This is a genomic window from Polynucleobacter sp. HIN6 (assembly GCF_030297575.1).
GTDB lineage: Bacteria > Pseudomonadota > Gammaproteobacteria > Burkholderiales > Burkholderiaceae > Polynucleobacter.
Genome location: NZ_AP028137.1, coordinates 325,975 through 340,392, shown reverse-complemented (window position 1 = coordinate 340,392; position 14,418 = coordinate 325,975). Strand labels below are relative to the sequence as shown.

The window sequence follows — 14,418 nt, the reverse complement described above, 5'->3', positions numbered from 1 at the left end:
AGATGATTTTAGCTGTGCGCACCACCAAATCATGAGCCTGATGACCCGCCCTTCAAATCCCCAATTCAATCAAGGCACTAGGTCGGAGATAGGCCATGGGGTTGATAGACCCTACCGGGGTCGCTTTGCCCCCTCGCCCACTGGACCCCTTCATCTGGGTTCGCTCGCAACCGCTTTAGGAAGCTGGCTCGATGCCAGGGCGCATGGTGGAACATGGCTGGTTCGCATCGAAGATGTGGATACCCCCAGATCAGCACCTGGGGCCGCTCGGTTGATCTTGGATCAACTGCAAGCATGTGGCTTGGAATGGGACGAGGCACCGGTCTGGCAATCCCAACGGACAACTCACTACCAAAACGCTCTGGAAGAACTCATCACGATCGATCGTATCTATGGCTGTCAATGCTCCCGCAAGCAAATTGAAGAGGCTTTACAGAAAAAAGGTGTTTTGATTAAACCTAATCAAGAATTGATTTACCCAGGGGTGTGTCGAGAACGAAAGGTATCGATTCAAAATCATGCCTTGCGCATTCGCTTGCCACACGAGTGCCAGATCAGCTTTACGGATCGAGATTTAGGTAAGCAAACTCAAGATATCAATACACAAGTGGGGGATTTTGTTCTGCGCCGAGCTGACGGACTCTTTACCTATCAGTTAGCAGTGGTGGTCGATGATCACTTACAAGGGATCACGCATATTGTGCGGGGTGAAGATTTACTCAGTAACACTTCACGGCAAATCTATTTACAACAATGCTTGGGTTATCAAACCCCGAGTTATTTGCATTTACCACTCGTGACCAATGACGCTGGCGAGAAACTCAGCAAACAAACGAAAGCAACTGCGGTTGATATCACTCGCACGGAGTCGATTCGCGAAAGCCTCTGCCGTGCGGCAAATCACTTGGGATTACAAAACGATCCGATTAGTGGAAGTATCACGCAGTGGTTAAACCTTAAGGTGCAGGAGTGGCAGGAACGCCACTTCATGTAGTTACTTTTTAGTGCCGCCCAAAAGTGCCCCAAGCACTGGCTTTTTTTGATTGGTGCCCGGCTTGATCGATGAACTGGTTGGCTCTTGCTTTGGTTCTGCCATGATTTGCCCAGGCTCATAAGGCATGTAGAAAAATGGGTCGGCTGCAATCGCTTTAGAACCACCACTTTTAGCCTCTCGCTCACTCGTGGGTAAGCGCGCAATCGTGAGCTTACGCTTCATGAGTTTCTCAATATCCTCGAGTAAGCGCTTTTCACTATCATCAACTAAGGCAATTGCATCACCTTTACTACCGGCGCGCCCAGTGCGACCAATTCGATGAATGAAGTCTTCCGCATTAAAGGGCAGCTCATGATTAATCACGCACGGCATATCGGCAATATCTAAGCCGCGTGCTGCAACGTCGGTAGCAACTAAGGCATCAATCGCGCCGGTCTTAAAGGCTTCCAAAGTTGCCATTCGTTCAGTTTGGCTCTTATCCCCATGAATCGCTGCCGCTTTGATGCCATCGCGCTCCAAGGCACTTGCTAGGCGCGCACATCCCATTCGGCTATTGGTAAAGATGATGCACTGTCGGCTTAAGCCTGCCTTCACCCGGTTTTGCAATATTGCCACGATGGCTGCACGCTTATGTTCGGAGGGTACCAAGTGCACCACTTGATTGACCGTATCGGCTGCGGCATTTTGCCGAGCCACTTCAATGGTTACGGGATTGCGTAAGTAGGTTTGTGCGAGCTTCTTAATTTCTGGAGAAAAGGTGGCAGAGAACAATAAGGTCTGACGCTGTGCGGGGATTAAATTGATGATGCGTTGCAGATCGGGCAAAAAGCCCATATCGAGCATGCGATCAGCCTCATCCAATACCAAGAGTTGCACTTGCGACAAATCGGCCGTTTTACTGGTGATGTGATCAAGTAAACGCCCAGGGGTTGCAATCAAAATCTCTACCCCCGATCGCAGCAAGGCTGTTTGAGGTTTGATGTCAACACCACCAAATACAACGGCCGTGCGTAGATCCGTAAATTTGGCATAGAGGCTCGCGTTATCAGCCACCTGATCGCTCAATTCCCGGGTCGGGGTCAAGATTAGGGCCCGAATGGGGTGGCGTGCGGGCGAGGTACTCGTATTCGCCTGAGGCAAGAGCTTCTGAATGATCGGTAAGGTAAAGGCGGCGGTTTTACCAGTTCCAGTTTGGGCTGCGCCCATCACATCCCGACCTTCTAGGACGACTGGAATCGCCTTGGCCTGAATTGGGGTTGCCTGGGTATAGCCTTGCTCCTCAATCGCTTTGAGGATCTTGGGATCTAATTGGAAATCAGCAAAATTAGCGCTGGGCGCATTACCCGAATCGGGTAGGTTTGGATCAGTTTTTGTAGACACCCCTTGATTTTACAGGCTTTAGAGACCCGTTTAGGATTTTGGTCAAATATTGCCAACTAAAGCATGGATCAAAAACCATCAACCAAGTTCCGACTTTTTGAACATAAATGTCAAGAAAGTTGGGAAAACGAACGATTTATATGAATCGGCTCACATTTTCCTACGACCTGGTTTTTTGGATCAGGGCAAAATTGCGGCGATGCCGGCTCGAGCAATACCTGCATCATCGGCCGACTTCACGCCAGACACCCCTACCGCACCGATGGTATGCCCATCGACATCAATATTGACCCCGCCCTCGAGCATGCCCTTAATGTGGGGTACGGTCGCAAAGGCAGTTCGGCCGTTATTAATGATGTCCTCATACACCTTGCTCTCACGCTTGCCCATTGCCGCAGAGCGAGCCTTGTCCTGAGCAATATAGGACGACACCGGAGCGCAACCGTCACGACGGATCAATCCCAATAGATGCCCGCCGTCATCGCACACGGCGATGGTGACCGCCCAGTTGTGTTTCTCGGCATGGGCATTGGCGGCATCTAAAATTTTTTGCACATCGACTTGGCGCAAATAGGGTTTATTGGCTAGCATGGCGGTCTCCTTGGTATTTTGATTCTTTCTTTAGGGTCATTCTGCCACGGTTCTTATCAGCCTAGGCAATAGCCACCCGCAAACTCCCAATTGGCTTTCTAACTGGTTTTACCCGAATCTCAATGTTGTAACCAAGGCAGGTGAGACAGTCCATCAGCTTGCGCTCGGACAAATTAGAGAAATCTCCATGAATCATGGCAGAAACTTTTGGCTGTGAAATACCCATCCGTTGCGCAGCTTCAGCCTGAGTCAACTGAAGGCGCTCAATCGCTTTAATAATTTGAATGACTAGATCAGTCTTAATCTTAAGTTTGTCAGCGTCAGGCAAACCTAGGTCTGCATACACATTTTTCGATCCTCGGGTAATTTCAGTACCGCCCATTTCTCTTTTCTTCATCTTCCAACTCCTTGGCAATTTTTTCAGCCATCTTTAAGCGTCCTCTAATGACATCCATATCCTCTTTTGGCGTTGCTATTCCCTTTTTACTCTTTTTCTGAAAACAATGTAGTACAAAAACTGCTTGGGCATACTTCACGGTGTACATTGCTCGATAGGTACCCCCCTCATCTGTTTCAATAATCTCCAAGACGCTCGATCCACCAAACCCCTGCAAAATTTTGGTCGACGAATGACGAAGACCCGATTGAGCCAAAGAGAGTGCATATCCAAACCCTCGCTTTACTTCATTTGGAAGAGCCAATAAATCTTTGTAACTGCTTCCGATCCAAATTAAAGGTTTTTCAATATCATGCATTAGAAAATTATACCTGAAATAGTATAAACAATTCCTGAGTAGTTCCTTGCCCATAGTCGGCAAAGGGATCCTTGCAACCCCTGAAAAGTAGCACTTAAATCACTACAATTATTTTTAATAAATATTGTTCTATGTCATTGCGCATCAATCACCCTGCTAATAGTCTTCCTTCATGACCAAAATTGCACCCGATCCCAGCTTTACTGTAAGCAGCCTGCCGCCTGAGATTTCCACCAAGCTCCAACAGCATGTTGAGGGCGAGGTCTTGGTTGATGGTGCTAGTCGTGGGCGCTACGCAACCGATGCATCAATCTACCAACAGTTTCCGGTAGCAGTTCTCGTTCCTAAATCGGCGCAGGACATTGAAGCGGCCCTTGAGGTTGCCAATGAGTCAGGTATTCCCGTTTTACCCAGAGGCGGCGGCACCAGTCAATGCGGCCAGACCACAGGTGCTGCACTCGTGATTGATAACAGCAAACACTTTCGCAAGATCCTCTCTTCTGATCTGAGTGATCCGGATCACGCCACGGTAGAGGTGGAACCAGGTATGGTGCTGGATCATCTCAATGCCCACCTTAAACCCCATGGGCTTTGGTATCCGGTTGATGTCTCCACAGCAGCCCAAGCGACCATCGGCGGTATGGCGGGTAACAACTCGTGTGGCAGCCGCTCCATTGCGTATGGAAATATGGTGCACAACGTTTTAGGGATTGATGCCTGGCTTGCTGATGGCGAGCTTGCCAGCTTTGTTGCGTATTCTGAGAGCATGGGTCGTGCCAAAGCCTTAGGTGACTTTGTCAAACACTTAGTCAATGATCTCAAGCCTGAGATTGAAGCGTATTGGCCCAAAGTGATGCGCCGTGTAGCGGGTTATAACTTGGATGTCTTTCATCCGCAAAGTGAGTTGCCTTACACCTTAGATAACAGTGTCAATCTTGCTCATTTACTCGTAGGTAGTGAAGGTACTCTCGCCTATTTCAAATCCTTAACACTCAAACTTGCGCGCTTGCCCAAACACAAGGTCTTAGGGGTCGTAAACTTTGCGAGTTTTTATCAAGCGATGGATAGCGCCCAGCATATCGTGAAGTTAGGGCCTACTGCTGTCGAGCTCGTCGATCGCACCATGATCGACCTCTCGCGCAATAACCCCGCATTTCGTAAAACCATTGAGACCGCGCTCGTGGATGCCCAGGCTAAAACAGTCGATGCGATTTTGCTCGTGGAGTTTAGTGGCGATGAGCATGCACCTCTCTTACAAAAACTTCAAGATCTCAACACCCTCATGAGTGATCTGGGTTTACCTGGGTCGGTCGTGATGATGCCCGACGCGGCGATGCAAAAGAACTTATGGGAAGTGCGTAAAGCAGGGCTCAATATCATGATGAGTCTCAAGGGTGATGGTAAGCCGGTGAGCTTCATTGAGGATTGTGCTGTGCCCCTAGAGTACTTAGCTGACTACACCCAAGCCTTGACCGAGGTCTTCAGTAAATATGGCTCGCGTGGTACCTGGTATGCGCACGCATCAGTCGGCACCCTGCATGTGCGCCCAATACTGGATATGCGCCGCGATGGGGCTCTCAAGATGCGCGCGATTGCAGAAGAAGCGGCGGAGCTCGTGCGCAAATACAAAGGTGCCTTTAGTGGCGAGCATGGCGATGGTCTGTGCCGGGGGGAGTGGATTAGTTGGCAATTTGGTCCCAAGATTACCGAGGCGCTTGCCAAGATCAAAACACAATTTGATCCCAAAGGGCTTCTTAATCCCGGCAAGATCGTCAATCCCCCCAAGATGGATGACAGCACCTACTTTCGCTATCCACCTTCCTATCAGGTCATTACTGTTCAACCGAAGCTCGATTGGTCCGCCTGGAATGTACAAAACAATCCCGTGACCGAAGCCGTCACCGCGGCAGGTACCGGTGGCGATCCCGCGCAAGGCTTAGCCAAAGCGATTGAGATGTGCAATAACAACGGGCATTGCCGTAAGTTTGATGCGGATGTGATGTGCCCGAGTTATCGCATCACCCGCAATGAAAAAGATCTCACCCGCGGTCGTGCCAACACCTTGCGTCTTGCGATCTCAGGGCAAATTACGAGTACGAGTGATACACCTCCTGCCCATTTGCCACTGGCCACCCAAGCAGTGAAAGAGGTGATGGATTTGTGCGTGAGTTGCAAAGGCTGCAAACGTGAGTGCCCCACGGGCGTGGACATGGCCAAAATTAAGATTGAGTATTTGGCGCAATACAAAGAGCGCTTTGGCCATACCCTACGTGATCGCTTAGTGGCCCATTTGCCGAACTATGCCCCCATCATTGCGCGTATTCCTGGTTTGCCCGCGCTCATGAATCTGCGCAATCACATGCCACTCTTAGCCAAGCTCCAAGAGTGGCTTACCGGAATTAGCGCCCAGCGCTCATTGCCGATGTGGAAGAGCAAGCATTTTTGGAATCAAGCACCCCTGCCATTTGCAACGCCTGAGGAACTCGCCAAGCACGACAAACGCGTCGTGCTCTTTGCCGATACCTTTAATGCCTATTTTGAGAATGAGAACTTGCAAGCGGCACTTGCCCTCTTACAAAAGTCGGGCTACGCGGTTCATGTGGCGCAACCTGCAAAAGATCTCGATGAACAAAAGCCATTTTGCTGTGGTCGCACCTACTTAGCATCCGGTATGGTGAATGAGGCGAAGACACGACTCTCAGCACTTGTTAACCATTTAGCAGCCTATGCAAACGAAGGAATAGCAATTGTGGGTCTAGAGCCCTCTTGCTTATTTACGCTTCGCGATGAAGCGCTCACCATGGGTCTGGGTGAGTCTGCGCAAGTCGTGAGTAAGCATGCCCAACTCCTTGAAGAGTTTTTAGCCAGCGAACACAAAGCCAATCGGTTTGTGCCGAACTTCAAGGAGTCCGCTCAGCCGATTTTGGTACATGGCCATTGCCATCAAAAAGCCTTTGCGGCCGTGAGCCCCGCCCTTGAATTACTGAAACTCATTCCGAATGCCAACCCCCAACTGATTGAATCCTCGTGCTGTGGCATGGCGGGTAGCTTCGGGTATGAGGTGGAGCATATCGAGGCTTCCAAACAAATGGCAGAACTTAGTTTATTGCCACGTATTCGCAAGGAGCCCAATGCAATCGTGGTCGCTGATGGCACCAGCTGTCGTCACCAAATCGCCGATGGGGCAAGTCGCGAGGCAGTGCATATTGCGAAGGTTTTAGAACAGCATTTGAATTAAGTCGGGTAACTTAGAGATTGGTGTCACGAATTACCGCATCACACCAATCGTGACCATCAATAAAGTACCGGTGAGCAATGCCGGCACCAAACGCCGATTGGGATTGGAGAGCATCACTCCCAAAGCCAAGATGCACACCAGAATACGCAGATAGAGCGGCACCGTAGCTAAGAGCCCAATCGGTAAAAAAATCAAGCGAATCGTGAGTGCTGCCACCATCGCATAGGTCACTGCGGAAAGCCAGCGAAAGAACTCGCTATCTTGGCTGACTTGCCCCGAGAGCATCACCCCCACCGCGCGGCACACATAAGTTCCAAGAGACGCTGCCAAAAGCGCAAGCCATGCGCCCCACCCCTGTTGAATCGCAAAGGCGGTATCGAGGTTTTGGGCTAGAGATGCTGTCACACTCATGTGGACACCTTTCGGTCATAGCGCCTGATCCAACGCCGATCGATCCAGTAGGCTAAAGTACCGCCAATCAGTCCGGCGGTTAATAGGCTCGTATCGCGATCGAGCAAATAACAGATGGGGCCGGCAATGCTGCCTAGAAGAATGGCTAGGCGATAGCCACTTACCTTAATCTCGGTAAAAGTGAGCAAGAAAAAGAGGGGATTAATAAAGATGAGTCCCAAAGTAATGGGCATAGGGACCGAGCCCGCAATTAAAAATCCCACAATCGTTCCGGGTACTGAAATTAACCAGCACAAGATCCCAAGCCCTACAAAGTAACTTAGACGATGCTTAGGTTCAATCGTTTGGAATTCTTTCAAAGAAACTGCCCATGCGGTCATTGCTAGAAGGTGCACTTTGGCATAGAGCGCCTTATTGCGATCGCGCTGATGGAGCATCGGAAACAACGTGGCGGTCATGGTCACAAAGCGGGTTGCGGTGAGAGTGGTCGCAAGCGCAATGGTGAGCGATGAGGCACCCACCAAAATCATCTCGAGCATCACAATCTGACCGGGCAAGGCAAACATCAAAAAGCTTGTTGCGGTGGTAAACCACAAATCAAACCCGTTAGTACGCCCCATCGCCCCAAAGCCCACCATCCCGGCAAAGAGCACCATCGCTGGAGCTCCACGGCCATCGCGCACCCCACTCCAAAAGGCATCATGTGTGCTCATAAAGCGCGGGGTGATGGGTGAATTAGATGGCGATTGAAGCGCCTTCTCATGAGACTCGAGCGCATCGATTTCGCTCACCACCCGATCAGCCGGACGCTCAGCACCCGTTTTAGATACATCGTTCGAATGGTTGGGCGGTGTACTCATAGTGGATCTACCCTATTTTAGCGGCTTGACCCTTGGGGATCTTGTGAGCTATCTCGACTGAGTGCCCAAGAGATATGCTCGGCGACCAATGGGCTTGCGCTCGATAAGGCCTCTTGTAAGTGCCAAACAATCTCCCTCTTTACTTCATCATCAAGATTCGATGCCAAGGCATTTCCCAGAGCAACGGCTAGATTGCGTCGCCAGCGCTCATAGCCAATGCGCAAAATGGCGCTACCCGCATGGCGCTCGATAAACTGGGCTTCGCTCCAGCTCCAGAGTTCCAGTAGTGATGCGCTTCCCAATCCATTTCGCTCCCCAAAATCCGCTACGGTCGAGAGCTGGGCGTATTTATTCCAGGGGCAAACGAGTTGACAATCATCGCAGCCATACACTCGGTTACCCATGGCACTACGAAACTCTACGGGGATTGCATCACGATGCTCAATCGTTAAATAGGAAATGCAACGCCTGGCATCCAATTGATAAGGAGCAACAATTGCATTTGTGGGACAAATGTCGATGCACGCCTGACACGAGCCACAATGCGCCTCCATGGGCTCATCGATTGGTAATGGGACGTTGATGAGGATTTCGCCTAAGAAGAAAAACGACCCGGAGTCGCGATTAAGGAGTAAGGTGTGCTTGCCCCGCCAGCCCAAACCGGCTTTGCGCGCTAACTCCACCTCCATGAGCGGCGCAGAGTCGGTAAAGACACGGTATTCCAGGGAATGGTTCAATTCACCGAACGCCGCTTGTAGTTTTTCTTCAAGTTCAATTGCCAGTGTTTGTAAACGCGAGCGAATCACCTTGTGATAGTCCCGCCCTCTAGCGTATAGCGACACCACCGCTTGATTGCTCTCTAAGAGACGCTTTTCTTCATGCTGAAGGAGTTGCTCGACTGAAGACGCATCTATCTCATGCGGCTCAGGCTGCCCATGCTGCTCATGAAACTTACTTCGCTCACTCAAATACGGCATGGTGAGGCAAATGCTACGAATCGCGCCTGCTTGCAAAAGACTGGGGTCAGTACGCAGATCCTTATGGCGCTCCATGTAGGCCATCTGGCCATGACGACCCTCCTCTAACCACTTCACTAAATGAGGGTGAGCATGACTGACATCGGTATCGGTAATTCGTACCTCCCCAAAGCCCAACTCCTTGGCACGGGTATTGAGCCATGCGCGCAACGCTTCCCACTGAGTGTGCAATTCTTGCGAAAATGCGTGAGAATGCATGGGCAATTTAGAATCCATCCCTAAATAAGTGTGAACGCACGAGGTCATGACGCGCTTGGCAATCAACCATACGATCCATTGTAAAGATGAGAAGGCCACCGCGGAGGCGGTGCAAATGCTCGCTAATGCCATCCTTGCGTTTTATGCCGCCACCCCCGATAAACCTCAATCACTCTTTATGAGTCTTCATGGCGATCTGGGAGCGGGTAAAACCACCGCCACCCGTTACCTTCTCCAAGCGATGGGCTATCAGGGTAAGGTCAAAAGTCCGACCTATAGCCTCTGTGAAGAGCACATTCTGGATTTACCCAATCAAGCACTCCACGTCTTTCACTTTGATCTCTACCGCATGCAAAGCCCAGACGAATGGGTCGATGCTGGTCTCTTAGAGCACTTCACGCATTCCGAGTACCCGACGCTGTGCATCATTGAGTGGCCAGAGAAAGCCGAGCACACCCTGCCCACCATGGATCTGGCGATCACCCTGATTCATCCTCAAGAGACGCAATCTGAGCTTGCGAGAACGGTTGAGATTGCCGCACAGACCCCAACGGGTGAAGCCGTCCTTCAATCCCTCGTCACCCAATCAACAAGCAATCCATGAACCCCAAACGTCGCCAGATGATTTCGCAAGGGCTGCAGTCGATGGGCTCACTGGGTGTGCTTTATCTCTTGCTAACTGAAAGTGAATTGGTGCAAGCCAATAGCGGTGCCAAACTCTTGGGGGTGCGCATTTGGCCCTCGGAGGACTACACACGCATTACCCTGGAGTCGGATAAGGCGCTGCCGATTTCTCATCAACTACTCACAGGTCCTGATCGATTGGTGGTCGACATCGATGGTTTGGAACTCAACCCCACCTTGAAAGATTTGGTTGCGAAGGTCAAACCCAATGATCCATATGTGGCGCAAATTCGGGTGGGGCAATTTCAACCCACAGTTGTAAGACTCGTGTTTGATCTCAAAGAAGCGGTCAAGCCTCAGCTCTTCACCCTAGAACCTATTGCCGAGTATCAGTACCGCTTGATCTTTGACCTCTACCCCACCAATCCCCCCGATCCGCTCATGCAACTGGTGAAAGAGTCCGCCAGAAAAGAGAAGTTGCTGGCAGAAGAACAGGCGAAAAATCCGAAAGGGGCTGCTACTGAAGAGGATCCGATTGCAGCGTTTGCCAAAAAAGACACCCCCAGCAAAAAGAGTGGCCCCAGTACCGCTCAACAAAGTCCACCCAGCGCAAGTACTGCCAATACCCAACGCATTCCGTTTAAGCGCTTAATTACCGTGGCGCTTGACCCCGGTCACGGAGGTGAGGATCCAGGCGCGATTGGCGCACGAGGGTCGTACGAAAAAAACATCGTTCTCTCGATTGCCAAGCGCTTAAAGAATAAGATCGATCAAGAAGACTCAATGCGGCCCTTTTTAACCCGCGATGGCGATTACTTTGTGCCCCTGCATCGCCGCGTCTTTAAAGCACGGCAAGTGGAGGCTGACCTTTTTATTTCCATTCATGCAGACGCATTTATTCAGCCGCATGCTAAAGGAGCATCTGTCTTTGCACTCTCCCAACAAGGAGCGACGAGTTCTGCCGCGCGCTGGATGGCGAATAAAGAAAATGCCTCGGATCTTATTGGTGGCATCAACATCAAAACTAAGGATAAGCAAGTGGCGCATTTACTCCTTGATATGTCAACCACGGCCCAAATCAATGACTCCTTACAAGTAGGTCACTCGGTCTTACGGAACATTGGTAACTTTGCGCCACTGCATAAAAATCGGGTTGAGCAAGCGGGCTTTGCAGTCTTAAAGGCCCCCGATATTCCCTCGATCCTGATTGAGACCGCTTTTATTAGTAACCCCCAGGAAGAGAAAAAGCTCAATGATGAGACCTACCAAGAGCGGATTGCGGAGGCGATTTTGGCGGGCATTAAGGATTACTTTGCCAAGAACCCGCCTATGGCGCGGCGCGGCTAGGGGCAATCAATCGTCAGGCGAAGATAAGCCAGAAGTCAAAAACGGGCGATCCAGTAGACTACCAACATCTTGCTATAATCTTGGTTTTGCCAAATATCATGAATTAAAGCGGTTTTTCTTGCAGTGTTCTTATTAGGCAAATTTCTTGCTTATTCAGTATTGAATCTAGCAACACCACACTGGGTCGGTAGCTCAGTCGGTAGAGCAGCGGACTTTTAATCCGTTGGTCGCGAGTTCGAGTCTCGCCCGACCCACCATCTTCATTTGGCACATTCAGTGCAAATTGATTTGAATCTTTTCTTCGATCGGATTGCTAATCAATCCACTAACTGGATCCAAGGTTTCAAATACGAACTGATCAAGAAAGTTCGATGCATTAGAAGCCAATCGTATAAGTGGCTAATACAGTCGTCGTTGAAACTGCTTGGAATGGCTCTTGACGATAGATCCCTGTGATACCAATGCGTTGGTTTTTGAGGATGTCGTAGTAACCCCCCACAGTTGCAGTGGGTCTAGTCTTCACAGGATTGGGATTAAAGTTCACTGGGGTTAAACCATCCACACCGGTTGCCGAATATGAACCATTACTGGTATTGGTATCGGTTTCGACTCCCGCGCTGGCAAAGAGCGTGGTCTTGGGAATACCCTGATAACGCGCTCCAACCCCAGCTAAGGCAGTCGTAGCATTCGTGTTCAGTGCCGAGTAGGTTAGAGGCGCTGTGACAGAACTCGATGTTGCTTCGGTATAGCCGCCCATATTGTTTTGCGTGTAACGCACTCCAGCATAGGGTGAGATCACCACAGCGGGCATCACTGCAAAGCCATATTTTGCGACCACTTGAGCACCTTGGCTAATGAGTTGTGAGCTACCAGTGCCCGCTTCACTCGTACCCACAATTTGCCGGGTAATAGTGGTGTCTTTTTGTCCATAAGCAGCAGATACTTTGACTTCGGCGCCCGCGCCGTCAGGGCGTTGGCTCCATACTCCAAAGAGACCAATCATGGGGGTGCTATTACCGAGTTTCACCGTACCGGGAGCGCTTACCGATAAGTTCTGATCGACCCACGCACCAATGCGGCTATTGTTCTTACTTAAACGGTAGGAAGCAATCAAGAGACCGCTGGTGTTATTGATGCCTTGGGCTTGGACAGTGGTATTGCGACCGCCCGCACTGATACAAATCCCTCGCTTATCAAATAAAGAGCAGTCATAGGTAAAGCCATTGACCATGACTGAGTTTTGAAGGGTGTAGGTACCTTGTAGTACAGAAGCTGTATTCACTAAGGATTGTTGGGTGTCAGCCGTGGACGCTCCGGTCACAATCAGATCCCAAATGTCTGCCGAAGAATTACTAAGACTCCAACGAAAGCCATTAAAGGTACCTGAGGTGTTGTTGAGATTACTTGAAGAAAATCCTGAGAGCACCGCACTATACGTACCTCTTGTCACAGTAGAGCCAGTGTAAATACCAAACGTGGTTGCACCAACAACAGATCCCATTAACTGTCCGTACTGGGTTGGGCTATTGATAATCACGTTATAGCTCCCTGGCAATTGGCCATCGTAAATTAAAGCTCCATTGGCATTACCCTGACCCTGAAGATTATTAAGGGTACTAATACTGCCGAAATTGTAAATACCACCGCCAGCGAGACCAATGATTGATCCAGTATTGGTAATCGATTCAATAGTGCTCGAGATATTAATATTGCCGATACCATAACTCCCGCCAGCAATTGTTCCAGAGCTCGTATTGGTGATAGCGCCAATAGAACCTTCATTAACAATAGCGTGCCAATTCACGCCACTCATCGTACCTGAATTAGTGAGTGAGGCAATACTTCCAGCGTTACGGATTGCAGAATCAATTGCACCAACGAGTCCCAGATTATTAATCGTTCCAATTGCAGCAGTTGAACGGTTGAGTATGCCCACTTCACCCGCCGCAATCAAAGCGCTCGTATTATTCGTTACGGCATCAATCGTTCCATCATTATCGATACCAAAAAAATTACTAGTGATCGATCCGGAATTACTGATACTAGAGATTGAGCTGGTGACCCCTGCGTTATAAATTGCGGTACCAGCGCCAGTAATTGCTGAGCCTGAATAATTGACCAGCGACCCAATCGTCCCCTCATTTTGAATTCCCTGAGAACTGTTACCAGTAATGTTTCCAGAGTTAGTTAAGGTAGTAATTACACTTGAGGTCCCAAAATTATAGATACCTGCATGTCCGGTTATGGACCCATCGCTTCGATTCTCCAGAGAGCTAATCGTTGCCTCATTTTGAATACCAGAAAAACTACCAGTACTACTTGAAATGACTCCAGAGTTAATTAAAGTCGTAATTCGACTTGAGGCCCTATAAACAAATATACCCACACCTCCACTGATCGTAGCGCCATTATTATTAGTTAAGGTACCAATCATGCCGCCATCTAAATAAATACCGGCAAAGCTGCCGGATAGGGTGGCGCCTGAGTTATTCGTTAAATTGCTGATCGTTCCACCGTTATACACTCCACTAGAAGTGGAATTAATCGTGTTGGAATTGGTCAGCGAATAAATACTGGCGCCGGCGTTTGCAGAGATTCCTGTACTGCCATTGATTGTCCCTTGGTTGGTGATTTGCACATCCTGTACGCTAGGGTTGCTCACTGCCGCAAAAGAACCTGTTACAGTCACGCCCGAGTTAATTTGTAGGCACTCGCCATCGGTACCCAAGGTAATGGGTCCACTATTGGAGGTGATGGTCGTTGTGGTTGAGCAAACGGGCGGACTCGATTGAGCACTGACTCCCAGGGAAAAAAGGCTAAGACCCCATACACCAAGAATGGTTCGAATCTTTAATATTTTTAGCATGATTAAGACAGTCTGGGTCAAGGGTTGTACAAGATCAATTAGCCTGAAAACGCCCAGTTTATCGGAATTGAAGGGCAATACAGAAATTATCCCTACACGGTGCACAGACTGCTAAGT

General features: G+C 49.7%; 12 protein-coding genes and 1 tRNA gene. 5 read left to right on the top strand and 8 right to left on the bottom strand.

Annotated features, from left to right (window positions below; genetic code table 11):
• The first annotated feature begins 31 nt into the window (after nucleotides 1–31).
• Nucleotides 32–994, top strand: a complete 963-nt coding sequence (gene gluQRS / locus QUE66_RS01745; RefSeq protein WP_286224032.1) for a tRNA glutamyl-Q(34) synthetase GluQRS — start codon at nucleotides 32–34, stop codon at nucleotides 992–994.
• Here gluQRS and QUE66_RS01740 read toward each other — a convergent pair whose 3' ends face one another.
• The 4 genes from QUE66_RS01740 to QUE66_RS01725 all read right to left on the bottom strand — a co-directional run bounded on the left by QUE66_RS01740 (nucleotide 995) and on the right by QUE66_RS01725 (nucleotide 3,720).
• Complete coding sequence (locus QUE66_RS01740) at nucleotides 995–2,374, bottom strand: DEAD/DEAH box helicase (RefSeq protein ID WP_286224031.1); 1,380 nt, start codon at nucleotides 2,372–2,374, stop codon at nucleotides 995–997. It abuts the gene before it with no gap.
• A gap of 180 nt (nucleotides 2,375–2,554) precedes the next feature.
• Nucleotides 2,555–2,965, bottom strand: a complete 411-nt coding sequence (locus tag QUE66_RS01735; protein WP_286224029.1) for a heme-binding protein — start codon at nucleotides 2,963–2,965, stop codon at nucleotides 2,555–2,557.
• Nucleotides 2,966–3,026: 61 nt separating this feature from the next.
• Nucleotides 3,027–3,362: a helix-turn-helix domain-containing protein gene (locus QUE66_RS01730; protein WP_286224027.1), complete on the bottom strand. Its 336-nt coding sequence runs from the start codon at nucleotides 3,360–3,362 to the stop codon at nucleotides 3,027–3,029.
• Complete coding sequence (locus QUE66_RS01725) at nucleotides 3,334–3,720, bottom strand: type II toxin-antitoxin system RelE/ParE family toxin (protein ID WP_286224025.1); 387 nt, start codon at nucleotides 3,718–3,720, stop codon at nucleotides 3,334–3,336. The genes QUE66_RS01730 and QUE66_RS01725 overlap by 29 nt, the downstream gene beginning before the upstream one ends.
• Before the next feature lie 172 nt (nucleotides 3,721–3,892).
• On the opposite strand from QUE66_RS01725, the gene QUE66_RS01720 reads away from it, so the two are divergent.
• Nucleotides 3,893–6,958, top strand: coding sequence for an FAD-binding and (Fe-S)-binding domain-containing protein (locus QUE66_RS01720; protein ID WP_286224024.1), 3,066 nt, complete (start codon nucleotides 3,893–3,895; stop codon nucleotides 6,956–6,958).
• Between the two features lie 30 nt (nucleotides 6,959–6,988).
• Here the strand turns inward: QUE66_RS01720 and QUE66_RS01715 are convergent, their stop codons facing one another.
• The 3 genes from QUE66_RS01715 to queG are packed head-to-tail and all read right to left on the bottom strand — an operon-like array spanning nucleotide 6,989 to nucleotide 9,464.
• Nucleotides 6,989–7,369 (bottom strand): AzlD domain-containing protein, encoded by a 381-nt coding sequence (locus QUE66_RS01715; RefSeq protein ID WP_286224023.1) that lies wholly within the window; start codon nucleotides 7,367–7,369, stop codon nucleotides 6,989–6,991.
• A complete protein-coding gene (locus tag QUE66_RS01710) occupies nucleotides 7,366–8,229 on the bottom strand; it encodes an AzlC family ABC transporter permease (RefSeq protein ID WP_286224022.1) in 864 nt (287 codons plus the stop codon). The genes QUE66_RS01715 and QUE66_RS01710 overlap by 4 nt, the downstream gene beginning before the upstream one ends.
• A 17-nt stretch (nucleotides 8,230–8,246) precedes the next feature.
• Nucleotides 8,247–9,464, bottom strand: a complete 1,218-nt coding sequence (gene queG / locus QUE66_RS01705) for a tRNA epoxyqueuosine(34) reductase QueG (protein WP_286224021.1) — start codon at nucleotides 9,462–9,464, stop codon at nucleotides 8,247–8,249.
• A 46-nt stretch (nucleotides 9,465–9,510) separates the two neighbouring features.
• Here queG and tsaE point away from each other — a divergent pair, with 46 nt between their 5' ends.
• The 3 genes from tsaE to QUE66_RS01690 all read left to right on the top strand — a co-directional run bounded on the left by tsaE (nucleotide 9,511) and on the right by QUE66_RS01690 (nucleotide 11,692).
• Nucleotides 9,511–10,068 carry a tRNA (adenosine(37)-N6)-threonylcarbamoyltransferase complex ATPase subunit type 1 TsaE gene (gene tsaE / locus QUE66_RS01700; RefSeq protein WP_286224019.1) on the top strand — a complete coding sequence of 186 codons (558 nt, stop codon included), beginning with the start codon at nucleotides 9,511–9,513 and terminating at the stop codon, nucleotides 10,066–10,068.
• Nucleotides 10,065–11,435 (top strand): N-acetylmuramoyl-L-alanine amidase, encoded by a 1,371-nt coding sequence (locus tag QUE66_RS01695; protein ID WP_353506815.1) that lies wholly within the window; start codon nucleotides 10,065–10,067, stop codon nucleotides 11,433–11,435. Before tsaE ends, QUE66_RS01695 begins: the two co-directional genes overlap by 4 nt.
• A gap of 181 nt (nucleotides 11,436–11,616) precedes the next feature.
• A tRNA-Lys gene (locus QUE66_RS01690) sits at nucleotides 11,617–11,692 on the top strand.
• A 119-nt stretch (nucleotides 11,693–11,811) separates the two neighbouring features.
• On the opposite strand, the gene QUE66_RS01685 is transcribed toward QUE66_RS01690, so the two are convergent.
• Nucleotides 11,812–14,301, bottom strand: coding sequence for a beta strand repeat-containing protein (locus QUE66_RS01685; protein ID WP_286224017.1), 2,490 nt, complete (start codon nucleotides 14,299–14,301; stop codon nucleotides 11,812–11,814).
• Nucleotides 14,302–14,418 lie beyond the last annotated feature (117 nt).